This is a genomic window from Kitasatospora sp. NPDC030952 (assembly GCF_055571335.1).
Genome location: NZ_JBVIFM010000003.1, coordinates 273,671 through 298,130, shown reverse-complemented (window position 1 = coordinate 298,130; position 24,460 = coordinate 273,671). Strand labels below are relative to the sequence as shown.

22 protein-coding genes and 2 tRNA genes are annotated in these 24,460 nt (G+C 73.2%); 14 read left to right on the top strand and 10 right to left on the bottom strand.

The genetic code is table 11. The features are described from left to right. Positions 1–269 precede the first annotated feature (269 nt). Positions 270–1,358 (bottom strand): TOMM precursor leader peptide-binding protein, encoded by a 1,089-nt coding sequence (locus ACZ47G_RS08940; protein ID WP_465740758.1) that lies wholly within the window; start codon positions 1,356–1,358, stop codon positions 270–272. Between the two features lie 255 nt (positions 1,359–1,613). On the opposite strand from ACZ47G_RS08940, the gene ACZ47G_RS08935 reads away from it, so the two are divergent. Next, on the top strand, positions 1,614–2,357 hold the full coding sequence (locus tag ACZ47G_RS08935) for a M48 metallopeptidase family protein (protein ID WP_465740757.1): 744 nt from the start codon (positions 1,614–1,616) through the stop codon (positions 2,355–2,357). Positions 2,358–2,473: 116 nt separating this feature from the next. On the opposite strand, the gene ACZ47G_RS08930 is transcribed toward ACZ47G_RS08935, so the two are convergent. Then, entirely contained in the window at positions 2,474–3,061 is a 588-nt protein-coding gene (locus ACZ47G_RS08930) for an NUDIX hydrolase (protein ID WP_465740756.1), read from the bottom strand. Further along, positions 3,058–4,575, bottom strand: coding sequence for a zinc-dependent metalloprotease (locus ACZ47G_RS08925; RefSeq protein ID WP_465740755.1), 1,518 nt, complete (start codon positions 4,573–4,575; stop codon positions 3,058–3,060). The genes ACZ47G_RS08930 and ACZ47G_RS08925 overlap by 4 nt, the downstream gene beginning before the upstream one ends. A 200-nt stretch (positions 4,576–4,775) precedes the next feature. Between ACZ47G_RS08925 and ACZ47G_RS08920 the strand changes: the two genes are divergently transcribed. From ACZ47G_RS08920 to ACZ47G_RS08905, 4 genes are all read left to right on the top strand, one after another. Next, entirely contained in the window at positions 4,776–5,924 is a 1,149-nt protein-coding gene (locus ACZ47G_RS08920) for an NAD-dependent epimerase/dehydratase family protein (RefSeq protein ID WP_188303064.1), read from the top strand. Between the two features lie 203 nt (positions 5,925–6,127). Next, positions 6,128–6,568, top strand: a complete 441-nt coding sequence (locus ACZ47G_RS08915) for a molybdenum cofactor biosynthesis protein MoaE (protein ID WP_380462705.1) — start codon at positions 6,128–6,130, stop codon at positions 6,566–6,568. Positions 6,569–6,809: 241 nt separating this feature from the next. Beyond that, the gene (locus tag ACZ47G_RS08910) at positions 6,810–6,983 is read left to right on the top strand and encodes a hypothetical protein (protein ID WP_465740754.1); all 174 of its coding nucleotides are present in this window, start codon (positions 6,810–6,812) and stop codon (positions 6,981–6,983) included. Between the two features lie 42 nt (positions 6,984–7,025). Beyond that, the gene (locus tag ACZ47G_RS08905; RefSeq protein WP_465740753.1) at positions 7,026–8,138 is read left to right on the top strand and encodes a YlbL family protein; all 1,113 of its coding nucleotides are present in this window, start codon (positions 7,026–7,028) and stop codon (positions 8,136–8,138) included. 14 nt (positions 8,139–8,152) lie between these two features. On the opposite strand, the gene ACZ47G_RS08900 is transcribed toward ACZ47G_RS08905, so the two are convergent. Next, the gene (locus ACZ47G_RS08900) at positions 8,153–8,725 is read right to left on the bottom strand and encodes a PPA1309 family protein (protein WP_465740752.1); all 573 of its coding nucleotides are present in this window, start codon (positions 8,723–8,725) and stop codon (positions 8,153–8,155) included. Between the two features lie 212 nt (positions 8,726–8,937). Here ACZ47G_RS08900 and ACZ47G_RS08895 point away from each other — a divergent pair, with 212 nt between their 5' ends. The 4 genes from ACZ47G_RS08895 (at position 8,938) to ACZ47G_RS08880 (ending at position 14,573) form a co-directional block, all read left to right on the top strand. Beyond that, complete coding sequence (locus ACZ47G_RS08895; RefSeq protein WP_465740751.1) at positions 8,938–11,934, top strand: UPF0182 family membrane protein; 2,997 nt, start codon at positions 8,938–8,940, stop codon at positions 11,932–11,934. A 68-nt stretch (positions 11,935–12,002) separates the two neighbouring features. Then, positions 12,003–12,076 (top strand) — tRNA-Met (locus ACZ47G_RS08890). A gap of 83 nt (positions 12,077–12,159) precedes the next feature. Next, a tRNA-Met gene (locus tag ACZ47G_RS08885) sits at positions 12,160–12,233 on the top strand. Between the two features lie 366 nt (positions 12,234–12,599). Then, entirely contained in the window at positions 12,600–14,573 is a 1,974-nt protein-coding gene (locus ACZ47G_RS08880) for a tetratricopeptide repeat protein (protein ID WP_465740750.1), read from the top strand. A 19-nt stretch (positions 14,574–14,592) separates the two neighbouring features. Here ACZ47G_RS08880 and ACZ47G_RS08875 read toward each other — a convergent pair whose 3' ends face one another. After that, positions 14,593–15,006, bottom strand: coding sequence for a Fur family transcriptional regulator (locus tag ACZ47G_RS08875; protein WP_380462716.1), 414 nt, complete (start codon positions 15,004–15,006; stop codon positions 14,593–14,595). A gap of 105 nt (positions 15,007–15,111) precedes the next feature. On the opposite strand from ACZ47G_RS08875, the gene ACZ47G_RS08870 reads away from it, so the two are divergent. Then, positions 15,112–16,587: a catalase gene (locus tag ACZ47G_RS08870; RefSeq protein WP_465740749.1), complete on the top strand. Its 1,476-nt coding sequence runs from the start codon at positions 15,112–15,114 to the stop codon at positions 16,585–16,587. Positions 16,588–16,678: 91 nt separating this feature from the next. On the opposite strand, the gene hisN is transcribed toward ACZ47G_RS08870, so the two are convergent. From hisN to ACZ47G_RS08845, 5 genes are all read right to left on the bottom strand, one after another. Further along, entirely contained in the window at positions 16,679–17,476 is a 798-nt protein-coding gene (hisN, locus tag ACZ47G_RS08865) for a histidinol-phosphatase (protein ID WP_465740748.1), read from the bottom strand. 74 nt (positions 17,477–17,550) lie between these two features. Beyond that, positions 17,551–17,874, bottom strand: a complete 324-nt coding sequence (locus ACZ47G_RS08860) for a DMT family transporter (RefSeq protein ID WP_380576335.1) — start codon at positions 17,872–17,874, stop codon at positions 17,551–17,553. Between the two features lie 119 nt (positions 17,875–17,993). Beyond that, positions 17,994–19,049 (bottom strand): ribosome small subunit-dependent GTPase A, encoded by a 1,056-nt coding sequence (rsgA, locus tag ACZ47G_RS08855; protein ID WP_465740747.1) that lies wholly within the window; start codon positions 19,047–19,049, stop codon positions 17,994–17,996. A 15-nt stretch (positions 19,050–19,064) separates the two neighbouring features. Continuing rightward, positions 19,065–20,402, bottom strand: coding sequence for a 3-phosphoshikimate 1-carboxyvinyltransferase (gene aroA / locus ACZ47G_RS08850; RefSeq protein ID WP_465740746.1), 1,338 nt, complete (start codon positions 20,400–20,402; stop codon positions 19,065–19,067). Positions 20,403–20,556: 154 nt separating this feature from the next. After that, the gene (locus ACZ47G_RS08845; protein WP_465740745.1) at positions 20,557–21,279 is read right to left on the bottom strand and encodes a M50 family metallopeptidase; all 723 of its coding nucleotides are present in this window, start codon (positions 21,277–21,279) and stop codon (positions 20,557–20,559) included. 137 nt (positions 21,280–21,416) lie between these two features. Between ACZ47G_RS08845 and ACZ47G_RS08840 the strand changes: the two genes are divergently transcribed. From ACZ47G_RS08840 to rsrA, 4 genes are all read left to right on the top strand, one after another. Next, positions 21,417–22,169, top strand: coding sequence for an SOS response-associated peptidase (locus ACZ47G_RS08840; RefSeq protein ID WP_380459050.1), 753 nt, complete (start codon positions 21,417–21,419; stop codon positions 22,167–22,169). Positions 22,170–22,191: 22 nt separating this feature from the next. Next, positions 22,192–22,830 carry an alpha/beta hydrolase family protein gene (locus tag ACZ47G_RS08835; RefSeq protein ID WP_465740744.1) on the top strand — a complete coding sequence of 213 codons (639 nt, stop codon included), beginning with the start codon at positions 22,192–22,194 and terminating at the stop codon, positions 22,828–22,830. Positions 22,831–23,157: 327 nt separating this feature from the next. Next, a complete protein-coding gene (locus ACZ47G_RS08830; RefSeq protein ID WP_380459155.1) occupies positions 23,158–23,901 on the top strand; it encodes a sigma-70 family RNA polymerase sigma factor in 744 nt (247 codons plus the stop codon). Then, on the top strand, positions 23,898–24,323 hold the full coding sequence (gene rsrA, locus ACZ47G_RS08825) for a mycothiol system anti-sigma-R factor (protein WP_465740743.1): 426 nt from the start codon (positions 23,898–23,900) through the stop codon (positions 24,321–24,323). The genes ACZ47G_RS08830 and rsrA overlap by 4 nt, the downstream gene beginning before the upstream one ends. Positions 24,324–24,460 lie beyond the last annotated feature (137 nt).

Below are 24,460 nucleotides of genomic sequence, written 5' to 3'. Positions count from 1 at the left end.
TGCCCTGCACCTCGGAACAGCGGCTCCCGCTTCTCCCGGCCCGCGCCCTGCCCCTAGGCAGGGCGCGGGCCATGGGCTCACCTGGCCATGGGCTCACCTGGCCATGGGCTCACCTGGCCATGGGCTCACCTGGCCATGGGCTCACCTGGCCATGGGCTCACCGGGCCGGGCGCTGCGCCCGTGTCAGCTCGGGCCTCGGGTGGGGCGGCTGCTGAGCCCTGCAGCCGCCGGTCCGGGTCCGTGCCTTCGTCCTGGTTCCTCCCTCCTCCTCAACTCGGCGGCATCGGCTGCCACAGGCAGCCGCAGTCCGGGTGGCCTCGTAGCCGCAGACGGCGGGGCATCCCGTCGCCTGCGGAGATCTCGCACCAGCCGTCGACGCTGGGCGGCCGGCCGCCGTCCAGGTACACCTGGACGTGCAGCGCCGCCAGTCCGGCGACGGTCGTCGCCAGGGCGGTGTCGCAGGCCGGTGTGCGGGCCCGGCCGGGGCCGTTGTCCGCCAGCTGGGCGAGGACTCGCGGCCAGTCGGCGTCCTCGTCCTCGCGCCGGAGCACCAGGCAGTGCCCGCAGGCCGATCTTCCCGGGATCACCAGCGGCCCGATGATGCCGAACTCCTCGACCACGCCCACGTACAGATGTGGCACCCCGGCCCGGAGCAGCAGCCGGGCCTCGTACGTCCCGCCCGCGAAGGCGGCGCTGCCGTCCCGCGGGGCGAGGACCACGAAGTCGGGTGGCGGGCCGTCGCTCTTCCGCCGTGGCACCGGGACCAGCGGGCGCCCGGCGGCCCGTTGCACGGCCTCCCGGGCGACGGTCGAGCGCAACCGCCCGATGTCCGAGGGCGGTAGCCCCGCGGGGGAGCAGTCGCCGGGCTGGACCCGCCCGCTGTCGGCCACGGTGACGCTGCCGGCGCCCCCGGCGGCGAGCACCGCCGCGACGGCGGCGCCGACCCGGCCGGCGCCGCGTACCTCGATCCGGGCCTCGGATCGGCGGGCCAGGACGGCCGGCGCGGCGCCGGGGCCGGAGTGGACCAGGGACAGTGAGGCGAGGTCGGGCCCGAGGAGGTCCCGGTGGGGCAGAGGGAAGCGGGACAGCGCCTTGTCGGTCGCCTCCGCGTCGTCGAGCAGCCCGGTTTCCTCCAGTTCGCTCAGCAGGGTGTCGGCGGGTTCGCGGCCGAGGCCGATCCGTTCGCCGGCGGTCAGCAGCTCGGGCCGGTCGCGCGTTCCGTCGAGCAGGTCGAGGAACTCGCAGAGCGTCTTGTCGGCGTTGCCGAGCACCCCGGCGTACCGGGTGACGGTGCCGAACTGCAGGGTCTCGGAGTCCCGCCAGCTGCGGGACAGGGCGGGCTTGAGCGTGAGGCGCACGACGATCTCCCTTCCGATCGTTTCCAGACGGCTGACCGCAGCATGCCCCATCGTGCCGACGGCGTGCGGAAAGTTATCCACAGGGCCGGGGTCATGATCACACCATCTGTTCGCAAGCCCTGTGGATAACTGCCCATCCTTCCGGGCGTCGGTTTCCGGACACCCCCCGTCGGCCTTTCGTTCCCGATCGCTCCATGAAAGATTTCGGCCACGGCACCGGACTTCTGTCAGCGGTACCGGGTAACGTCGTGTGCCATGGCAGCCGAGCGGGACTCCCATCCATCGGCGTCGCGTCGGCGTGCCCGTGCAGCGTCCGGGTCCCAGACGGCGGCGCCGAGCACACGTGGGCGCCCGGACGAGAAGCAGCGCGAGAAGTCGCACGAGCAGCAGCAGTCGAGGCCGCAGCACCCGCCCGCCGGGGCGGTGCCGCCCGAGGCGCACGACCGCAGCCGGGTCGAGGTGCGCCGCAGCGCCCGCCGCAGCCGCACCGTCTCCGCCTACCGCGAGGGCGACCGCACCGTCGTGCTGATCCCGGCCCGGTTGTCGCACGCCGAGGAACAGCGCTGGGTCGCGCAGATGCTGGAGAAGCTCGCCGCCCAGGAGCGCCGACGGATCCTCGGGGACGACGCCCTGATGGCCCGGGCCCGGGAGCTGTCGGCCGCCTACCTGGACGGACGGGCCCAGCCGGTGCAGGTCCGCTGGGTGACCAACCAGAACTCGCGCTGGGGCTCCTGCACCCCGAGTGAGGGGACGATCCGGCTGTCCCACCGGCTGCAGGGCATGCCGGAGTACGTGCTGGACTACGTGCTGCTGCACGAGTTGGCGCACCTGCTGGTGCCGGACCACGGCGCGGCGTTCTGGGCGCTGCTGGAGGCCTACCCCCGGACGGAGCGGGCCCGCGGCTATCTGGAGGGCGTGGTGTCGGCGGCCCGGCTGCCGCACATCCCGGGGGCCCGGCACGGTGCGCCGGGGCCGGACCCGGCGGCGTCCTGCGGCTGAGGCAGACGGACAGGCAAAAGGCGGACAGGCAAAGGCGGACAGGCAAAGGCGGACAGGCGAAAGGGGGCGCGGACCACATCGGTCCGCGCCCCCTTGGCGCGCCGCACCTCAGTCCGTCAGGCGGTCAGCCGTCGCGCGCGGGCGACCAGGTCGCGGACCGAGTGGTCGGTCAGTTCCGGCAGCCTGTCGTAGTCGAACCAGCGCAGGTCCAGCGACTCCTCGCTGATCATCGCCTGCGCCCCGGCCGGGGCGAGCGCGATGTACTGGACGTCCAGGTGGGTGTTCTCCGGCCGGTCCTTGCCGGTGCAGCGGACCAGGTGCCGGTCCAGCTTGGCGGGGACGGCGGTGCCGCCGTCCCGCAGCAGGGTGAGCTCGGGGATGCCGGACTCCTCGACGGCCTCGCGCAGCGCGGCGGAGGCGAGGTCGGCGTCGCCGGGCTCGCAGTGCCCGCCCATCTGCAGCCACATGCCGACCTTGGGGTGCAGGGTGAGCAGCACCCGCCCGGCGGCCGGGTCGACGACCGCCGCGCTCGCGGTGATGTGGGCGGGCAGGCAGGACCGGTAGAGGCCCTCGGGCTGCTCGGCCAGGTGCGCGAGGTAGTCGAGCCGCAGCTGTTCCTGGTCCCGGTCGGCGGGCCGCCAGTCGGTCAGGGTGCGGACGGCGTCCGCGTGCAGGGCGGGCGCGTGCGTGCCGGTGGCCGTCATGCGGTGGGCTCGCCCTTTCCGTCGGTGCCGTCCTCGTCGGTCCCGGGCTGCTCGGGCTTGGTGAGGTCGGGCTTGCCGGCCGCGGCCTCGCCGAGGAGCTTGTCGAGGGCGTCGAAGTCGAAGCCGCCCTCCAGGTCGCCGCTGCCGCGGTGCACGAAGGCGTCCGGGTCGTCCAGGTCGGCGGCGGTGGGCAGCATGTCGGGGTGCTCCCACAGGGCGTCGCGGCCCTCGACGCCGCGGGCGTCGGCGAGCAGCGCCCACAGCCGGGCGGCGTCGCGCAGGCGGCGCGGGCGCAGCTCCAGGCCGACCAGGGTGGCGAAGGTCTGCTCGGCGGGCCCGCCGGCCGCGCGGCGGCGGCGGACGGTCTCGCGCAGGGCGCCGGCCTGCGGCAGGTGGGGTTCGGCGGCGGCGTGCACGACGGCGTCGACCCAGCCCTCGACCAGGGCGAGGGCGGTCTCCAGGCGGGCGAGCGCGGCCTTCTGCTCGGGGGTGTCCTCGGGCTGGAGCAGGCCGCCGGCCAGCGCTTCCTGGAGTGCCTCCGGGTTGCTCGGGTCGAGCTGGCCGACGAGTTCCTCCATGCGGGAGGTGTCGACCTTGATGCCGCGCGCGTAGGCCTCGACGGCGCCCAGCAGGTGGGCCCGCAGCCACGGCACGTGGGCGAAGAGTCGCTGGTGGGCGGCTTCGCGCAGGGCGAGGTAGAGCCGGACCTCCTCGGCGGGCACGTTCAGGCCCTCGCCGAACTCGGCGACGTTCTGCGGCAGCAGGGCGGCCTTGCCGGCCGGGGCGAGCGGCAGGCCGACGTCGGTGGAGCCGACCACCTCGCCGGCCAGGGCGCCGAGCGCCTGGCCGATCTGGGTGCCGAACATGGCGCCGCCCATGGAGCGCATCATGCCCATCAGCGGGCCGGCCATGGCCTGCATCTCCTCGGGCAGGACGCCGCCCATGGCGGTGCCGACGCGCTCGGCGACCGGGTCGACGAGGTCCTTCCAGACCGGGAGGGTGGCCTCGATCCACTCGGCGCGGCTCCAGGCGACGGCGGTGCCGGCGCCGGAGGGGAACTCGGTGACGCCGTCGAGCCAGAGGTCGGCCAGGCGCACGGCCTCCTCGACGGCGGCGCGCTCGACGGCGCCGACCGAGCGGTCCTTGCTCTTGCCCTCGGCGGGTTCGGCGACGACGCTCTGCCGGGCGATGTTGAGGGCGAGGTCCCAGTTGACCGGGCCGCCCTCGAAGGAGAGCATCTGCCCGAGCTGCTGGAAGGCCGCGCCGAGGTCGCCGGGGTTGAGACCACCGAACATCGCGGCGAAGGGGTTGTCGGCACCGGGGCCGCCCGGGGCTCCCGGGGCGCCGGGCATGCCGAACATCGCGCCGAAGGGGTTGCCGGCTCCGAAGCCGAACGACTGGGGGCCGCCGGCGCCCTCCTGGCCCTGGTCCTTCTTCTGCGCGTCGTCGGGCTTGGCCTTGCCGTCCTCGGGCTCCTCGGGAGGAACGCCGAATCCGAAGGGAAGGTCGCTCACGGGGTCCTCGATCCGGTAGGCCGTCATACGGGTGTGGCGGGAAGTGCGGTCCGCCCGGGGCTCCGGTGGAGCGGGGGACTCGTGGGCGGCTCCCGGGCGCAAGGCCCGCGCCGGGTGCACCGCCGGGCCTTCGCCTCGGGCAGGATGGACGTACGTGACACACGTCCGTACGCACATAAGCTAACCGTGGAGGATGGCCGGTGAGTTCCCCGCCCTCGGACGTTCGCTCTGGGCTGACCGCTGGAGAGGACGATCCGGACGCCACGGCGTCGCCGCCTCCAGCCTACGGCGGGCGGCCGCTGACCGTGGCGGTGACCGGTGCCGCGGGTGTGCTGGGCGAGCGGGTCGCCGCCCGGCTGGTGGCCTCGCCGCACGTGCGCAGAGTGCTGGCGGTGGACGACCGGCGCGGTGAGGTCCCCGGCGTGCAGTGGCGGGTGCTGGACGTGCGGGACCCCGCGGTGGCCGAGCGGCTGGCCGGGGTGGACGTCGTGGTGCACCTGGCGATGGACTTCGGCATGGAGTCCGATCCGCGGGCCCGCAGCGCCTACAACGTGCGCGGCGCCCAGACGGTGCTGACCGCGGCGGCGGCCGCCGGGGTGCACCGGGTGGTGCTGTGCACCTCCGCGATGGTCTACGGCGCGCTGGCCGACAACGAGGTGCCGCTGGCCGAGGACTCGGAGCTGCGGGCGACCGAGGAGGCCTCGCTGGTCGGGGACCTGCTGGAGATCGAGCGGCTGGCCCGGCGGGCGCCGCGGGCCCACCCGGGCCTGCAGGTGACGGTGCTGCGCCCCGCGGTGGTGGTGGGCCCCGGGGTGGACACCGTGCTGACCCGGCACTTCGAGGCGCCCCGGCTGCTGGTGGTGGCCGGCTCCCGCCCGTGCTGGCAGTTCTGCCATGTGGACGACCTGGCGGCGGCGCTGGAGTACGCGGCGCTGGGCCTGGTCGAGGGCGAGGTGACGGTCGGCTGCGACGGCTGGCTGGAGCAGGAGGACGTGGAGCGGCTGTCGGGGATCCGGCGGATGGAGCTGCCGGCCGCGCTGGCGCTGGGGACGGCGGCCCGGCTGCACCGGCTGGGTCTGACCCCGGCTCCGGCGGGGGACCTGGCGTACACGATGTATCCGTGGGTGGTGTCCGGCAGCCGGCTGCACGAGGCGGGCTGGCGCCCGGAGTTCACCAATGAGCAGGTGCTGGCCGAGCTGCTGGCGCAGGTGTCCGGCAAGCACGCGGTGGCGGGGCGCCGGCTGGGCGGCAAGGAGGCCGCGACCAGTCTGGGGGCGGCCGGGGCGACGGTGGCGCTGGTCGGTACGGCGGCGCTGGTGCGCCGGGCCCGCAAGCGGCGCCGCTTCTGAGACGGGAGCGGACGGGAGGTTCGGGCGGGCCGGGCGGGCCGGGCGGGCCGGGAGGGCCGGGAGGGCCGGGAGGGCCAGAGGCGTATGGGCGGGCCGGGTGGGCTGGGCGGGGCGACGACCAAGATTCTCACGATGCGAAATTTCGGAATCGTGATGCGGAAGCCCCTTGCCCCGGTCGGCCCCGGATGAGCCATCATGGGGTCATGTCCGAGAACCACGACCCCATCCGCCTGCTCGCCATTCGCGACACCCCGCTCTCGCTGGACGAGGTGTACGAGGCGGTCGGCGACGACGCGGCCGGCGGCACCACCGTCTTCGTCGGGACGGTCCGGGACCACGACGGCGGCAAGTCGGTCTCCGCGCTGGAGTACAGCTGCCACCCCTCCGCCGAGGAGGAGATGCGCCGGATCGCCGAGAAGGTCGTCGCGGACTTCCCGGTCCGGGCGCTCGCCGCGGTGCACCGGGTGGGCCGGCTGGAGATCACCGACAAGGCCGTGATCGTGGCCGTCTCCTGCGCCCACCGCGGTGAGGCCTTCGCGGCGGCCCGTCGGCTGATCGACGACCTCAAGCACGAGGTGCCGATCTGGAAGCACCAGGTCTTCGCCGACGGCGAGGAGGAGTGGGTCGGCGCCGGCGGCTGCTGATCCGATCCGTGCTCCCGCCCCCGGCATCGCGGAACCGGCCGCACACGGAACACGTCTTTCGGGGCAGGCGCGCCGAGGCCTCACCCGAACGGGTCCGGCCGGGGGCACCGGATACTCCCTGGAAGTGAGCCGATCGGCCGTCCCGTAACCCGGATGGCGCCGGCCGCGTTGTCCGCCGGAGTGGTTAATCTGCTCATAGACACGACGAGCTGGGAGTACTGATATGGGTGCGCTCGCCTGGTTGATCATTCCGGTTGTCGCCGTCCTGGTCGCCGCCGCCTGGGCGGGTTGGGCCCAGCGGGCTCCGAAGGCCACCGGGGACCCTGCCTCGCTGGCCGAGCACCGGCGCTTCATGGCCGCGATGGAACGCACCACCGCGGGCAGTGCCGCTCCCGGGGAGCACCCGGGCCGGTAGCCCGGCGGGCGCCCTCTCACGGGCGTCCCGTACTGTCGAGGCATGCCACGCCGCTCCGCGACGATGCTCGCTGCCACCCTGCTGCTCATAGCGCTGCTCTGTGTCTCGGTGCTGATGAAGGTGCCGTACACGGAGATGAGCCCGGGCCCGACGTACAACACGCTGGGCGAGCAGGGGGGCAAGCCGGTGATCACCATCACCGGGCACGACTCGTACAAGACGAGCGGGCACCTGAACATGACCACCGTCCAGGTCACCGGGGCCAAGTACGAGCCCAGCCTGGTCAACGCGGTGGTCGGCTGGCTGCGCGACGACGTGCTGGTGGTTCCGCACGACAACGTCTACCCCAAGGGGCAGTCGGACGCCGACGCCAAGAAGCAGAACGCCGAGGAGTTCGCCTCCTCCGAGGACAGCGCCCGCACCGCGGCGCTCAAGCAGTTGGGCGTCCCGGTCGGCGACGAACTGATCGTCAAGTCGGTGACCGCGGGGGCGCCGGCCGAGGGCCGGCTGCACGCGGGCGACCAGATCGTCGCGGTGGACGGCACGGCCGTCGACTCGGTCGACCAGGTGGTCGCCGCCGTCACCAAGCACAAGCCCGGCGAGTCGGTGGTCTTCACCGTGGTGCCGCGGACCAAGGACGCCTCCGGCAACGCCACCACCACCCCGGGGACGAAGACCGACGTCACCGTCCCGACCGTGCGGGCCAAGGACCTCGACCCGAAGGCCCCGGCCGAGCGGGCCGAGCTCGCGGTGGTGGGCATCGGTACCGGGATCCGGCACACCTACCCGTTCCAGATCGACATCGGCCTGCAGGACGTCGGCGGCCCGAGCGCCGGGCTGATGTTCTCGCTCGGCATCATCGACAAGCTCACCCCCGGCGGCGACCTCACCGGCGGCAAGTTCGTCGCGGGCACCGGCACCATCGACGACGACGGCAAGGTCGGCCCGATCGGCGGGATATCGATGAAGCTGATCGCCGCCCGGGACGCCGGGGCCCAGTACTTCTTCACCCCGTCCTCGAACTGCGCCGAGGCCGACAAGAACGTGCCGTCCGGGCTGACCCTGATCAAGACCGACACCCTGGACGGCGCGCTGAAGTCGCTGGAGCAGATCCGCTCCGGGCAGACCTCGGCGCTGCCGTCCTGCCCCGAGTAGCCGGGGCGCGGGGGTCAGGAGAAGGTCGCCAGCAGCGCGTCGGTCAGGCCGGGCACGAGGTCCGGGCCGGTCAGCACCTCGCGGGCGACGTCCTTGGAGCGCAGCCGCAGGGCGATCTCCTTCTTGCCGTTGCGCAGCACCGCGGCGGTGATCCGCACCTCCTCGCGCTTGGGGTGGTTGGCCACCCACTCGGCGAGCTGGGCGTCGCTGGCGCCCCGGGGGCGGGACTGCTCGGCGCCCGGCGGGAGCATCAGGCGCTCGACGACCAGGGCGCAGCCGGCCACCGCGGCGGGCCAGGCGATGGTGCCGAGGAACTTGTCGAGCTCCATGCCCTCCGGGAGCTCGTCCTGCTCGACCGGGGTGAGGCCGGGCTCGTCGGTGTCGGCGAGGCCGAGCTGCTTGGCGATGTGCGGGTCGGCCTTGCGCAGGGCGGCGCTGTCCACCAGGGCGAACAGCCGGGCCGGGAGGTCCCAGCCGAGGGTGGCGGCGTACTCGTCGATCTCCAGCGCGGCCCGGGTGAGCGGGGTGGCGGCGGGGAGCTTGGAGACGTCGTCGGGGGAGTTGTTCAGATCAGACGCGTCGGACATGACTCAATCCTCACACGCCGGGCGGCGGGCGCTCGCCGGGGCGGCCGCCGGCGGCTCGGCGAGGGGCCGGGCGAGGGGCCCGGCGGGGGCCGGGCGGGAACGCCGTAGTAACCGTCTGCTAACGGTGGGAACTCGGCCGAAGCCTGGTTAAGTTGCTCTGACGACCGACTGATCCCAGACGACACAGCTGAGGTGCCACCGTGGTATTCCAGATGCCGGAACGCTCAGGGCCGGGTTTCCGGCGGAGGGTGGGCCCGCCCTCCCGGCGGGCGAGGGTGGCCCTGCTGACCCTGGGCGTACTCGCGGTGCTGTTCCTGCTGTTCGTCATGTTCGCCGGGTTCTGGACGGACTGGCTGTGGTTCAGGTCGGTGCACTACTCCTCGGTGTTCACCACCCAGCTGTGGACGAAGATCGGGCTGTTCGCGGTGTTCGGCCTGCTGATGGCGGTGATCGTCGGCTTCAACGTCTGGCTGGCGCACCGGCTGCGGCCGCCGCTGTCGGCGATGTCGGTGGAGCAGCAGAGCCTGGACCGCTACCGGGCGGGCCTGGCGCCGTTCAAGCGCTGGGCGCTGATCGGCGTCTCGCTGGTGATCGGCCTGGTGGCGGGCGCGGCGGCGTCGGGCCAGTGGCGGACCTGGCTGATGTGGACGAACGCGACGTCCTTCGGTGAGAAGGACGCCCAGTTCGGCATGGACGTCTCCTTCTACGCCTTCGACCTGCCGTTCTACGAGTTCGTGCTGGGCTTCGCGTTCAGCGCGGTGATCGTCTCGCTGCTGACCTCGGCGCTGGTGCACTACCTGTACGGCGGGCTGCGGCTGCAGGGCCCGGGCCGGCGGGCGAGCGCGGGCGCGCAGGGGCACCTGGCGGTGCTGCTGGGCGTGTTCGTGCTGCTGAAGGCGGTGGCGTACTGGCTGGACCGGTACGCGCTGGCGGTGAAGACCGGCTCCTACAAGGGGGTCTCGGGCTGGACGGGCCTGCGCTACGTGGACGCCAACGCGTTCCTGCCGGCCAAGACGATCCTGTTCTTCGTCGCGATCATCTGCGCGGTGCTGTTCTTCCTGACCCCGATCCGCCGCACCTGGGCGCCGGCCCTGATCGGGCTGGGGCTGATGGTGCTGTCGGCGGTGCTGATCGGCGGGCTGTACCCGGCGATCGTGCAGCAGTTCCAGGTCAAGCCGAACGAGCAGGCCAAGGAGACGCCGTACATCCAGAAGAACATCGACGCGACGCGGCAGGCGTACGGGATCGCGGGCTCGGAGACCACCCCGTACAGCCCGCAGGGCTCGACCACGGGTGACGCGCTGAAGCCGGACGCGCAGACCATCGCGGACGTGCGGCTGCTGGACCCGAACATCGTGTCGCAGACGTTCCAGTCGCTGGAGCAGCAGCGCAACTACTACGCCTTCCCGAGCACGCTGTCGGTGGACCGCTACGGCACCGGCGCGGACAAGCAGGACACCGTGATCGGCCTGCGCGAGCTGGACCTCAACGGGGTGCAGCGCAACTGGATCAACGACCACTTCAAGTACACCCACGGCTACGGCGCGGCCGTCGCCAAGGGCAACCAGGTCGACGACAAGGGCGGGCCGGTGTTCACCGAGTCCGGCCTGCCGGCCACCGGCTCGCTGGGCGACTACGAGCAGCGGATCTACTACGGCGAGAAGACGACGACGTACTCGATCGTCGGCGGCGCCAACAAGGAGATCGACTACACCGACATCAAGACCGGCCAGAACGTGGAGTACACGTACGGCGGTGACAGCGGTGTCTCGCTGGACAACCCGATCACCCGGGCCGCGTACGCGGTGCGCTTCGCCGAGCCGCAGATCCTGTACGCGGGGGCGATCACCGACGGCGCCAAGGTGATCTACAACCGGACGCCGAAGGAGCGGGTGGAGAAGGTCGCGCCGTGGCTGTCGATCGACGCCGACCCGTACCCGGTGGTGCAGGGCGGCCGGGTGGTGTGGGTCGTGGACGGCTACACCACCTCGGACGGCTTCCCGTTCTCGTCGAAGACGACGCTGGGCACCGCGACCAAGGACTCGCTGACCAACCAGCGCGGTGAGCTGCTGAGCGTCGCCAACCAGGTCAACTACATCCGCAACTCGGTCAAGGCCACGGTGGACGCCTACACCGGCGAGGTGAAGCTCTACCAGTGGGACGACAAGGACCCGGTGCTGAAGACCTGGATGAAGGCCTTCCCGGGCACCGTCGAGCCGAAGGCGGACATCCCGGCGACGCTGCTGCCGCACCTGCGCTACCCGCAGGACATGTTCAAGGTGCAGCGCGACCTGCTCGGCCAGTACCACGTGACGGACGCCAACTCCTTCTTCAACGGCAGTGACATCTGGCAGGTCCCGGTGGACCCGACCAGTGACACCAAGCAGGTCCAGCCGCCGTACTACGTGACGGTGCGGATGCCGGACGCCCCCGCCGCGAGCTTCTCGCTGACCAGCAGCTTCGTGCCCAACCAGCGGCCGAACCTGGCGGCCTTCATGGCCGTCAACGCGGATCCGGGCGACGACTACGGGAAGATCCGGATCCTGAAGATGACCGGCGAGAGCGGCGCCCCCGGCCCCGGCCTGGTGCAGTCGAAGTTCAACTCCCGCCAGGAGGTGGCCAACCAGATCTTCGCGCTGAAGAGCGGTGGTGACACCGAGCTGGAGTACGGCAACCTGCTGACCCTGCCGGTCGGCGGCGGACTGCTGAACGTGGAGCCGGTGTACGTGCGCGGGCGCGGCGCCAAGTACCCGACGCTGCAGAAGGTCCTGGCGGTGTACGGGGACGACAACGTGGCCTTCGAGAACACCCTGGAGGACGCGCTGAAGAAGCTGTTCGCCGGGCAGGCCCCGCCGGCCACGCCGGTCGCGCCGTCCAACCCGGGCGGCGGGGCCGTCCCGGGCACGACGCCGGGCTCGGGCACGACGCCGACCTCCCCGGGGACGCCGACGCCCACGCCCACCGGGCCGGGCACCCCGGCGCCGGGCGGGACGCTCTCGCCGGAGCTGCAGAAGGCGCTCGCGGACGCGGAGAAGGCGTACAACGACAGCCAGACCGCGTTCAAGAACGGCGACTGGGTGGCCTACGGCAACGCCCAGAAGGCGCTCGGGGACGCCCTGAAGGCGGCCGACGCGGCCCGCGGCGGCAGCCCGGCGCCGGCCCCGACGGCGGCGCCGACCGGCACGGGGGCGGCCAGTCCGCACCCGTAGTCCCCGCTGAGCTGCGATAACCGTTTTGGGTTCCACCCCGCGTCCGTGCTACGGTTCAACCACAACGACGCGGGGTGGAGCAGCTCGGTAGCTCGCTGGGCTCATAACCCAGAGGTCGCAGGTTCAAATCCTGTCCCCGCTACTCAGTGCCAGGGGCCCGGAGGATTCTTCCTCCGGGCCCCTGGTATTTGCGCCGTTGGAACCGTGCTATTGTTTGATCACCGACGCGGGGTGGAGCAGCTCGGTAGCTCGCTGGGCTCATAACCCAGAGGTCGCAGGTTCAAATCCTGTCCCCGCTACTCAGTATCAGAGGCCCGGAGGATCATTCCTCCGGGCCTCTGTCGTTCCCGGATGTTTCCGTCCGGAAGCGGCGGGAACCGCTCCGGTACTATCGACCGTCGCCAACGGGGACGGCACCGGGGTTTGTGGGGTGGAAGTGTCGGGAAATCGACAAAGCGCCGAAGCAATTCCGTCGGCTTCGGGTCCGCCCCACCCGAATTCGGCCGGGGCAGGTGTACGCGGGTAGCGGGTGATGCGACGATGGGACACACGGGGGACGGTGCACGGCCGCTGATGGGCCGTCGGGTCCGGCGCCTCTCCTGGGAGTCCCCCCGGCCGTCGGCCGGGGCACGATGCCGCGACACTCTGGGGGAGCGGGAGTCGGCATGAGGCTGATCGGCAAGTCAGGCGCCAAGTCCGGTGCGGCCGTCGAGGCCGACACCGACGCCTGGGCGGAGAGCGCCGAGAGCCCCGACGACCGCCCCGGGGCCCTGCCCGCCCAGCGCACCAGCGGGCTGTCGGAGCGCCCCGCGGTCGGCGGCTCCGGGCCCGACAGCCTGGTCCACGTGTCCACCCGCCAGTTCTCCGCCGCCGTCGGCCCGTACGGGGCGGGCGGCGACGAATCGCCCGCGGGCGCCGCACTGGACCCGGCCGGGCTGGACCCCACCAGCTTCGAGACCGCGCTGGCCGCCCGGGAGTCCGCCGCCCTGGAGGCCCGGCACCGGCAGGCCGCCGACGACGGCGACGCGGACGCCGCCGGCCGGCTCGGCACCCTGCTGCTGCGCCGCGGCGACCTGGAGGACGCCGAGCCCTACCTGCGCGCCGCCGCGGCCGCCGGGGTGCGGGCCGCCGCCAACAACCTGGGCGTGCTGCTGCACCAGCAGGGCCACCGCGCCGAGGCCGGCCAGTGGTGGCGCCAGGCGGCGGTGGCGGGCAGCGCCCCCGCCGCGCACGCGCTCGGGCTCCAGCTGCGCGACCAGGGCGAGGAGGAGGCCGCCGAGTACTGGCTGCACTTCGCCGCCGACCACGGCCACCCGCTCGGCGCCTACGCGCTCGGCGACCTGATGGAGCACCGGCGCGACGTACGGGCCGAGCGCTGGTTCAAGGTGTCCGCCGACGCCGGGCACCGGGAGGCCGCCTACCGGCTGGCCCGGATGCGCGAGGCCGCCGGGGACAAGGAGACCGCCGAGGCCTGGTACCGCACGGCCGCCGCCCGCAGCCACGCCCGCGCCGCGCTGCGCCTGGGCGTGCTGCTGGAGGAGCGCGCCGGTGACGACCGGTCGCTGCTGGAGGAGGCGGCCCGCTGGTACCGGCAGTCCGCGCAGAACGGGGAGCCGCGGGCCGCCTGCGCGCTGGGCTTCCTGCTGCGCGACTCCGGGGACATCGCCGCCGCCGCCGAGTGGTGGCAGGAGGCCGCCGAGGCCGGCGACGGCAACGCCGCCAACGCGCTCGGCGCCCTGCACGCCGGCCGCGGCGAGGCCAAGGCGGCCGAGCACTGGTACCGCACCGCCCTCGACGCCGGCGACCAGAACGGCGCCTTCAACCTCGGCCTGCTCTGCGCCGGCACCGGCCGTGAGCAGCAGGCCGAGCAGTGGTACCGCCGGGCCGCGTACGCCGGGCACCGGGAGGCCTGCAACGCGCTGGCCGTGATGCTGCTCCAGCGCGGCGAGGAGTCCGGCGCCGAGCCGTGGTTCTCCAAGGCCGCCGAGGCCGGCAGCGTGGACGGCGCCTTCAACCTGGGCGTGCTGCACGCCGGGCGGGGCGAGGCGCGGCAGGCCCAGGAGTGGTACGCGCGGGCCGCCGCCGAGGGTCACGGCGAGGCGGCGCTGCAGCTGGCGGTCGCCCAGGAGCAGCGCGGCAACCTGTCCGGCGCGCTGGAGCGCTACCGGCAGGCGGCGGCCGGCGGCTCGGCGGAGGGCGCGTTCCGGCTGGCCTCGGTGCTGGACCGGCGCGGGGACGCGGATGCCGAGGCCGAGCACTGGTACGCGCTGGCGGCCGACGCCGGGCACCGCCGGGCGCAGGTGCGGATGGGCGTGCGGGCGGCCGAGCGCGGGGCGCTGGAGATCGCCGAGAGCTGGTACCGGCGGGCCGCCGAGGCGGGCAGCCGCAGCGCGGCGTTCAACCTGGGGCTGCTGCTGGCCCGGCAGGACAGCGAGGCGGAGGCGATGCTCTGGTACACCCGGGCCGCCGACGCCGGGCACGGGCGGGCGGCGCTGCGCCTGGCGCTGCTGGCGCTGCGCCGGGGCGAGCCGGTGCAGGCCGAGAACTGGTGCCGTCGGGCGATCGACTACGGGCCGGCCGAGGTCGCGGAGCGGGCCGGGCGGCTGCTGGGCGCGCTGCACGCCGAGCTGAGCGCGTAGCGGGCCGTCGGCCTTCGCCTCAGCGGCGGCAGTCGGGGCACAGGCCGCGGTAGGTGACCTCGGCGGTGGTGACGGCGAAGCCGAAGCGTTCGGCGGCGGGCAGTGCCGTGAGCGGGTCGCCCTGGGGGTGGACGTCGCGGATCGCGCCGCAGCCGGAGCAGACCAGGTGCTGGTGGGCGCGGTGGGCGTTGGGGTCGTAGCGCTTGGCGCGGCCGTCGGTGGCGACCTCCAGCACCTCGCCGAGGGTGACGAGTTCGCCGAGCGTGTTGTAGACGGTGGCGCGGCTGATCTCGGGCAGGCGGGCGGCGGCGCGGGCGTGCACTTCGTCCGCGGTGAGGTGGACGTGCTCGCCGTCGAGGACCTCGGCCACCACCCGGCGCTGTGAGGTCAGCCGCCAGCCGCGTCCGCGCAGTCTCTCCAGCAGGTCACTCATGGGACCAGAATAAGTCAGGCTCCGAGATTGGTGCCAGTGTTGACTTAGACGAAGTCCAAGTTAGGATCGTGTCATCACGACCGGATCCCTCGGAGGCGACCCGTTATGACCACGCAGGACGAGCTGCGCCCGACCCTCACCACGGAGGCGGGAGCCCCCGTCGCCGACAACCAGAACACCGCGACCGCTGGTGTCGGCGGCCCGGCCCTGATCCAGGACCAGCTGCTGTTCGAGAAGCTCGCGCACTTCAACCGCGAGCGGATCCCGGAGCGCGTGGTGCACGCCCGCGGTGCCGGCGCGTACGGCACCTTCACGGTGACCGCCGACGTGACGCCCTACACCCGGGCGGCCTTCCTGTCCGAGATCGGCAAGCAGACCGAGGTCTTCCTGCGGTTCTCCACCGTGGCCGGCAACCTCGGCGCGGCCGACGCGGTGCGCGACCCGCGCGGCTTCGCGCTGAAGTTCTACACCGAGGAGGGCAACTACGACCTCGTCGGAAACAACACCCCGGTGTTCTTCATCAAGGACGCCATCAAGTTCCCCGACTTCATCCACACCCAGAAGCGGGACCCGTACACCGGCTCGCAGGAGGCCGACAACGTCTGGGACTTCTGGGGCCTGTCGCCCGAGGCCACCCACCAGGTGACCTGGCTGTTCGGCGACCGCGGCATCCCGGCCAGCTACCGGCACCTGAACGGCTACGGCTCGCACACCTTCCAGTGGCAGAACGAGGCCGGCGAGCACTTCTGGGTCAAGTACCACTTCAAGACCGACCAGGGCATCCGCAACCTCACCCAAGCCGAGGCCAACAAGCTCGCCGGCGAGGACCCGGACAGCCACCAGCGGGACCTGCGCGAGTCGATCGAGCGCGGCGAATACCCCAGCTGGACGGTGCAGGTCCAGATCATGCCGGCGGCCGACGCGGCCGCGTACCGCTTCAACCCCTTCGACCTGACCAAGGTCTGGCCGCACGCCGACTACCCGCCGGTCGAGATCGGCCGGCTGGAGCTCAACCGCAACCCCGACAACGTCTTCGCCGAGGTCGAGCAGTCGGTGTTCTCCCCGGCGCACTTCGTGCCCGGCATCGGGCCGTCCCCGGACAAGATGCTCCAGGGCCGCCTGTTCGCCTACGCGGACGCCCACCGCTACCGGGTCGGCATCAACGCCGACCACCTGCCGGTCAACCGCCCGCACGCCACCGAGGCCCGCACCAACGGCCGGGACGGCCACCTGTACGACGGCCGGCACGGGCGGCAGAAGAACTACGAGCCGAACAGCTTCGGCGGCCCGGTGCAGACCGGCCGTCCGCTGTGGGCGGCGACCGCGGTCGACGGCTCCACCGGCACCCACGCGGCGCCCTCGCACGCCGAGGACGACGACTTCGTGCAGGCGGGCGACCTCTACCGGCTGTTCTCCGAGGAGGAGAAGCAGCGGCTGATCGCCAACCTGGCGGGCTTCATCGCCAAGGTCTCGGCCGACCGGGAGGACATCGTGGAGCGGGCGATCGACAACTTCCGCAAGGCCGACGCCGACTACGGGCAGCGGCTGGAGGCGGCGGTCCGGGAGCTGCGCAAGCAGTAGCCGGACCGGAACGGGCGGCGGGCCCGGATGACCAGCTCCCACTGGTCATCCGGGCCCGCGGCAGTTACTCGCCCGCCCGCTCGCCTGCGGGTCAGACGGAGAGCCGGCGCAGGGTCTCGTCGTGCAGCAGGCCGTTGGTGGCCACCGCGTCGGCGCCGCCGGGGCCGGGGATGCCGTCCAGGCCGGTGAACAGGCCGCCGGCCTCCTCGACCACGATGCAGGGCGCGGCCATGTCCCACAGCGACAGCTCGGGCTCGGCGGCGATGTCCACGGCGCCCTCGGCGACCATCATGTAGGACCAGAAGTCGCCGTAGGCGCGGGTGCGCCAGCAGGCGCGGGTGAGGTCCAGGAACGGGTCCAGGCGGCCGCGGTCCTCCCAGCCGGTGAGGGAGGAGTACGAGAAGGAGGCGTCCTCGATCCGGGAGACGCCGGAGACGTGGATCCGGGAGGCCTTGGCCAGGCTGCGGCCGGCGTAGGCGCCCAGGCCCTTGGCGGCCCACCAGCGGCGCTGCAGCGCCGGGGCGGAGACGATGCCGACCACCGGACGCTCGACGCCGTCCGGGCCGTCCTCCAGCAGGGCGATCAGGGTGGCCCAGACCGGGACGCCGCGGATGTAGTTCTTGGTGCCGTCGATCGGGTCGATCACCCAGCGGCGCGGGCCCGAGCCCTGGAGGCCGAACTCCTCGCCGAGGACGGCGTCGCGCGGGCGGGCGCGCTGGAGCACGCTGCGCACCAGTTCCTCGGCGGCCTTGTCGGCGTCGCTGACCGGGGTGAGGTCCGGCTTGGTCTCGATCTTCAGGTCGAGGGCGCGGAAGCGCTCCAGGGTGATCGAGTCGGCCGAGTCGGCGAGGACGTGGGCGAGTCGGAGATCGTCGTGGTAGTCGGCCATGCCGGAAACCCTAGCTCAGTGGGTCGGGCCGGTCCGGGTGTCTCGGTGGGTGGTCGGCGGGTCGGGTCGGGCGGTCAGTGGGCCGAGCCGCTGAGCTGGAGGCCGATCACCCCGGCGATCACCAGCGAGATGGAGACCAGCTTGAGCACCGAGGTGGTCTCGTCCAGGAAGACCATGCCGTAGATGGCGGTGCCGGCCGCGCCGATGCCGGTCCACACCGCGTAGGCGGGGCCGACCGGCAGGCTCTTCAGCGAGAGGGTGAGCAGCCCGAAGCTGCTGAGGGCGAACACGCAGAAGCTGATGGTGGGCCAGAGCTTGGTGAAACCCTCGCTGAGCTTGAGGTTGATCGCGAAGCCGGTCTCCAGCAGGCCGGCCAGGATCACCAGGGCCCATGCCATCGGGTGCCCTCCCTGTCGATCGACGGACGGGCCGTGCCCGGCCCGACTTTCCTATGATCGCCAGGGCGGGCCGGTCCGACACCTCGAACGGGTCACGGACCCGACGGACGGCAAGGCCGTCAGTCGCCCTCGCGGGCCTCCTTGCTGGCCAGCAGACGGCGCAGCGAGTAGAGCCGGGCGCCCTCGGCGTGGCCGTCGGCGACCCAGGCGTCCAGGGCGCAGTCCGGTTCGTCGTGGCTGCAGGCGCGCGGGCAGTCGACGGTGCCGGGCTCCAGGTCGGGGAAGGCGTGGATGACCCGGGACGGGTCGATGTGGGAGAGGCCGAAGGAGCGGAAGCCGGGCGTGTCGATCACCCAGCCCGGGTCGAGCGCCTTGCGGGAGCCGGGCTTGGCGCCGGGCGGCGGGGGCAGCCGCAGGGCCAGGGCGGAGACGGTGGTGTGCCGGCCGCGGCCGGTGACCGCGTTGACGTGGCCGGTCTGCCGCTGGCGGTCCGGGACCAGGGCGTTGACCAGGGTGGTCTTGCCGACGCCGGAGTGGCCGATGAACACCGTGGAGAGCCCGCGCAGGTGCTCGCGGACGGCCTCGGCGCCGGTGGTCTCCAGTTCGTCCCGGCGGGTGACGACGTAGTCGATGCCCAGCGGGGCGTACGACTCCAGCAGCTCGTCGGCCGGGGTGAGGTCGGACTTGGTGAGCACCAGCAGGGGCTCCATGCCCGCGTCGTAGGCGGCGACCAGGCAGCGGTCGATCAGCCGGGGGCGGGGCTCCGGGTCGGCCAGCGCGGTGACGATGGCCAGCTGGTCGGCGTTGGCGACGACGATCCGCTCGTACGGGTCGTCGTCGTCCGCGGTGCGCCGGAGCACGGAGCCGCGCTCCTCGACCCGGACGATCCGGGCCAGGGTGTCGGCGTCCCCGGAGAGGTCGCCGACCAGGTTGACCACGTCGCCGACGACGACGCCCTTGCGGCCCAGTTCGCGGGCCTTCATGGCGACGACCTCGCGCTCCTGCTTGGTCCCCGGATCGACCAGGCAGGTGACCCGGCCGCGGTCGACGGTCAGCACCATCGCCTCGGCGGCGTCCTCGTGCTTGGGCCTGATCCGGGTCCGCGGCCGGGAGCCCCGGCGGGCGGGGCGGTTGCGGATGTCGTCCTCGTCGGCGTCCTTGCCGTAGCGGCGCATGATTCCAGTCTCCGCTCAGGCGTCCGTCGCCGCCGTGCCCTCGCCGAGCAGCTCCGCCCACATTCCGGGGAAGTCGGGCAGGGTCTTGGCGGTGGTGCCGACGTTCTCCACGTCGACGCCGGGCACGGCCAGGCCGAGCACCGCGGCGGCGGTGGCCAGGCGGTGGTCCTCGTAGGTGTGGAAGATGCCGCCGTGCAGCGGGCGCGGGCGGATCCGCAGGCCGTCCTCGGTCTCGCTGACGTCGCCGCCGAGGTCGTTGATCTCCTTGGCGAGGGCGGCCAGCCGGTCGGTCTCGTGCAGGCGCAGGTGGGCGATGCCGTACAGGTGGGACTCGGAGTCGGCGAGGGCGGCGACGGCGGCGATCACCGGGGTGAGCTCGCCGACGTCGTGCAGGTCGGCCTCGATGCCGTGGATCCGGCCGGTGCCGGTGAACTGCAGGCCCTCGTCGGTGAACTCGCAGGCGCCACCCATCCGGGTGTAGAGGTCGCGCAGCTGGTCGCCGGGCTGGGTGGTGTGCTTGGGCCAGTCGCGGACGGTGACCCGGCCGCCGGTGACCAGGGCGGCGGCGAAGAACGGGGCGGCGTTGGAGAGGTCGGGCTCGACCACCAGGTCGCGGCCGAGCAGGGCGCCGGGGGTGACCCGCCAGACGTCCTTCTCGCCGCCGTCCTCGGGGGCGTCGACCTGGGCGCCGGCCAGGCGCAGCATCTCGACGGTCATCCGGATGTGCGGCAGCGACGGCACCGGGCCGCCGACGTGCCGGACCTCGACGCCGTGGTTGTAGCGGGCGCCGGAGAGCAGCAGGGCGGAGACGAACTGGGACGAGGAGGAGGCGTCCAGCTCGACCGGGCCGCCGTCGAGGCCGCCGGTGCCGTGGACGGTGAGCGGGAAGCTGCCGCGGCCGCCGTCCTCGATCCGGGCGCCGAGCGCGCGCAGGGCGTTGATCACGCCGTGCTGGGGGCGCTCGTGGCTGCGGGGGTCGCCGTCGAAGTGCACCGGGCCGTCGGCGAGGGCGGCGAGCGGGGGCAGGAAGCGCATGACCGTGCCGGCGTTGCCGACGTCCACACTGGCGGGGCCGCGCAGCGCGGGGGCGGGGATGACCCGCCACGCCTCGCCGCCGCCGGTGCCGCCGGAGTCGTTGTTGACCTTCTCCTCGATGGTGACCCCGAGGGCGCGCAGGCCGTCGGCCATCAGCTGGGAGTCGCGGCTGCGCAGCGGGCGGCGCACCCAGCCCGGTCCGTCGGCGAGTGCCGCCAGCACCAGGGCCCGGTTGGTGACCGACTTGGAGCCGGGGATGGTGACGGTGGCGTCGACGGGGGCGGTGGCGACGGGGGCGGGCCACAGGGTCTCGGTCATGTGGGCCAGTCTAGGGGCCGTACCGGAACGGCCCGGGTGACGGCCGCATGGTGGGAAGCCACGGCGAACCGGACGGACAGGGCAGACCGGACGGACAGGGCAGACCGGGCGGACCGGGCGGACACGGCGGGGACGCGGCAGCGGGCCGGGGACGCTACAGCGGCCGCAGCAGCCAGTTGGCGCCCAGGGCCAGGCAGGCGAGGGCGATCAGCAGGAACACGGTGACCCAGGCGAGGGCGGGGACGTGGGTGAGTCGGGCGAGTTGGTCGGCGTCGGAGTCGCGGGCCCAGCCGATCCGGCGCTGGTGCTGGAGCTCCAGGACCGGGCGCACCGCCCCGAACAGCAGGAACCAGCAGCCGAGGTAGGCGAAGCCGGCCTGGACCTGACTGCTGCCGAACCAGGAGACCAGGAAGAAGGCGCCGCCGGCGACCAGGACGGTGAACAGCCCGAAGGCGTTGCGGATGCGGATCAGCAGGGCGAGCAGCAGGGCGATGGCCAGCCACAGCAGCAGGGTGATCCGGTCGGCGGCGAGCAGGGCGGCGCAGCCGAGGCCGAGCAGGGCGGGGGCGGTGTAGCCGGCGGCGGCGGTGAGGACCATGCCGGGGCCGGTGGGGCGGCCGTAGGAGAGGGTGAGGCCGGAGGTGTCGGAGTGCAGCCGGATGCCGGCGAGCTTGCGGCCGGTGACGAGCGCGGCGAGGCCGTGGCCGCCCTCGTGGGCGATGGTGACGGCGTTGCGGGCGACGTGCCAGAGCGGGCGGGCGAGGACGGTGAGCAGGGCGGCGCAGCCGGTCGCGAGGACCAGCCAGCCGGGCGGGGCGGCCTGGGTGCCGGTGACCCGGTCCCACAGTTCGCCGAGGTTCTGGTTGTTCGGGTTCATCGGCGGTCGTCGCCTCCGTTCGCTGCGTTGGGCCGTTCGGGGCAGCCTCCCATGCGGGGACGGCGGGACGGCAGCGGGCGGTTCTCCCGGTGGGATGAGGAAGTGGTGAGTGCGGGCGGCATGGCAAGCTGGCCCGCATGTGCGGTCGGTTCGCAGCCAGCAGCAAGCCCGAGGACCTCGTCGACCTGTTCGACGTGGAGTTCTGGGACCCGCAGGAGTCCCTGGACCCGAACTGGAACGTGGCGCCGACCACCAGCGCCTTCGTGGTGCTGGAGCGGCAGGCCAAGGGGGCGGCGCGGCCGGTGCGGCAGCTGCGGGCGCTGCGCTGGGGGCTGGTGCCGCAGTGGTCGAACTCCGCCGAGACGGCGGTGAAGATGATCAACGCGCGCTCGGACACGGTGCACGAGAAGCCCGCCTACCGGCAGGCCTTCGCCGCCCGCCGGTGCATCCTGCCGGTGGACGGCTACTACGAGTGGCAGACGGTGCCGGGCGAGCGGGGCAAGGCGCGCAAGAAGCCGTTCTTCGTCTCCCGGGCGGACGGCAGCCCGCTGGCGCTGGCGGGGCTGTACGAGTTCTGGCGCAACCGGGCGGTGCCGCCGGGGCACCCGGAGGCCTGGCTGGTGACCTTCACGATCGTCACCACGGACGCCGAGGAGCTGCTGGCGCCGATCCACGAGCGGATGCCGCTGTTCCTCGACCCGGGGGACTGGGGCGACTGGCTGGACCCGGGGCTGAGCGACCCGGAGGAGGCGCGCCGGCTGCTGATACCCCCGCCGCCGGGGGCGCTGCTGGCCACGCCGGTGTCGCCGGCGGTCGGCAGCATCCGCAACAACGGCCCGGAGCTCAAGGAGCCGTGGGCCGAGGTCGAGTACGAGACCACACTGTTCTGAACCGTCCTTGGGAGCCGCTGAGATGACCACCTCCGAACTCGTCGCCACCGAGGCCGGGGACGCCCGGATCACCTACCACCGGGCCGCCGCGCCGAAGGCGGTGCTGGCGCTGGGGCACGGTGCGGGCGGCGGGTCCGGGGCGCGGGACCTGGTGGCGCTGGCCGGGCGGCTGCCGGAGCGCGGGATCACCGTGGCGCTGGTCGAGCAGCCCTGGCGGGTGGCGGGGAAGAAGCTGGGCCCGGCGCCGAAGACCCTGGACACCGGCTGGCGGCCGGTCGCGGAGCACCTGGTGGGGCAGGGGCTGCCGCTGGTGGTGGGCGGGCGCAGCGCGGGGGCGCGGGTGGCCTGCCGGACGGGGGCGGCGAGCGGGGCGGTGGGGGTGGTGGCGCTGGCGTTCCCGCTGCACCCGCCGGGCAGGCCGGAGAAGAGCCGGGCGGAGGAACTGCTGGGATCGGGGCTGCCGACGCTGGTGGTGCAGGGCGCGGCGGACCCGTTCGGCGGGCCGGAGGAGTTCCCGGAGCTGCCGCCGGGGCACGAGCTGGTGGCGCTGCCGTACGGGAACCACGGTTTCGAGGTGCCCAAGCGGGCGTCGGTGGGGCAGGACGAGGTGCTGGAGCTGATCTGTTCGTCGGTGGGGGACTGGGTGCTGGGGCTGGTCTGAGCGGCCGGCCGGTGTCGGGTGGCCGGTGCCGGGCGCGGGGCCGTGAGCAGGGAGTTTCCGCTCGATCACTCGTGCGAGTGAAGGGGGCGTCGGGGCGGGAATGCGGGCGGGGCCGGTGTGGTTGTCGTCTCCGTCAGCAGGAGTCACCGGTGAGAGGCAGGGCAGATGGGTTCGATCGCGTGCCCCGAACGGCCTGAGGAGCGCGAGGCCGCCACGGCCTTCACCCCCTCCTGGCCGGAGTGGATCGACGCGGGCGAGAAGCCCGTCAGCCCGATATCCTCCATTTCTGGGCGGCCCGCAGTGGGCCGAGCCCGTCATGCCGAGGAGGTGGGTCCGGTCGTCGGGACCGAGCACGAGGCCGAGCCGGGCCGTGGCCCGGACGAGGCCCTGCCTGCGGGCGAGGCGCTCACCGGTGAGGAGCTGGCCGAGGCGATCGGTGAGGACACCTTCAGGGTGTCGGCGGAGGAGTCCGAGGGGGCCCGGCGGGAGCGCTTCGAGCGCGACGCCCTGGGCTACCTCGATCCGATGTACTCCGCGGCGCTGCGCATGACGCGCAACCCCGCGGATGCGGAGGACCTGCTCCAGGAGGCGTTCGCCAAGGCGTACGCGTCCTTCCACCAGTTCCGTGAGGGCACCAACCTCAAGGCCTGGCTGTACCGCATCCTCACCAACACGTTCATCAACTCGTACCGCAAGAAGCAGCGGGAGCCCCAGCGCACCGCGGCGGAGGAGATCGAGGACTGGCAGCTGGCCAGGGCCGAGTCGCACATGTCGACCGGTCTGCGCTCGGCCGAGACCCAGGCGCTCGACCACCTCCCCGACAGCGATGTGAAGGACGCGCTCCAGGCGATCCCGGAGGAATTCCGGATCGCCGTCTATCTCGCGGACGTAGAAGGCTTTGCGTACAAGGAGATCGCGGACATCATGGGTACTCCCATCGGTACGGTGATGTCCCGGCTGCACCGCGGCCGTCGTCAGCTGCGCGGCATGCTGGAGGACTACGCCCGTGAGCGCGGGCTCGTCCCGGCCGGCAGCGGGGCAGGGCAGGAAGCGAAGGGCTCGGGCTCATGAGCTGCGGCGATCCGCACGAAACCGAGTGTGGCGAGGTCCTCGACCACCTCTATGAATTCCTCGACAACGAGATGGCCGAGGGCGACTGCGCCAAGCTGCGCGTGCACTTCGAGGAGTGCTCGCCCTGCTTGAAGCAGTACGGACTGGAGCAGGCGATCAAGGCGCTGATCAAGCGTTCCTGCGGCTGCGACGACACCCCGACGGACCTGCGCAGCAAGGTGCTGGCCAGGATCGACTCGATCCGGGCCGGGCAGCGCTCGGGCGAGCAGGTGGTCGTCGCGGTGGAGGCGTCGGTCGAGGTGCACGCCGAGTCCGCCCGTCCGGCGCCCAGACCGGCCCAGACGCCGGCCCCGGAGCGCGCGGCCGATGAGCCGGGCGTGCGCCCCGGTGCGACGGTCGACGCCGGAGCCCCCGCGGAGTAGCCGCAGAGCGGCCCGTGCCGTCCGCCGGCGAGGGCGGGCGAAACGGTTCGAGCAGGGAGTTCGACCAGGGAGTTCGACGGCCCCGGGAGCATGTGCTCCCGGGGCCGCTCCCGTTCTGCTCGCATGCGCCGTCACTC